Here is a 276-nt window from a genome sequence, read left to right as displayed (position 1 = left end):
ACCCTGCTGCCCCCCGACACCGTGGCGGAGTTCCCCTCCTGGGAGACCCTGCCCCACGAGCGGCTCTCGCCCCGCTCCGACACCGTCGGCCGCCGTCTCGCCGTGCTGCGCAGGCTCGCGCACCCCCGGCCGGACGACCCGGAGACCGGCCCGGTCAAGGTCGTCGTCGCACCGGTGCGTTCCGTGCTCCAGCCGCAGGTCAAGGGCCTCGGTGACCTGGAGCCCGTGGCGCTGAGCAGTGGGCGGACGGCGGATCTGGGCGAGGTCGTGGACGCG

General features: G+C 75.4%; 1 protein-coding gene. It reads left to right on the top strand.

Annotation, left to right across the window (positions count from 1 at the left end; all coding sequences use genetic code 11):
* Positions 1–276, top strand: a 276-nt coding sequence (locus tag E0702_RS17190) for a hypothetical protein (RefSeq protein ID WP_132045748.1), incomplete at both ends; no start/stop codon positions are given.

Source organism: Halomonas marinisediminis (assembly GCF_004347715.1).
GTDB classification, from domain to species: Bacteria; Pseudomonadota; Gammaproteobacteria; order Pseudomonadales; family Halomonadaceae; genus Halomonas; species Halomonas icarae.
Note: the sequence above shows the minus strand (reverse complement) of the source record. Positions and strands in the feature narration are given on the sequence as shown.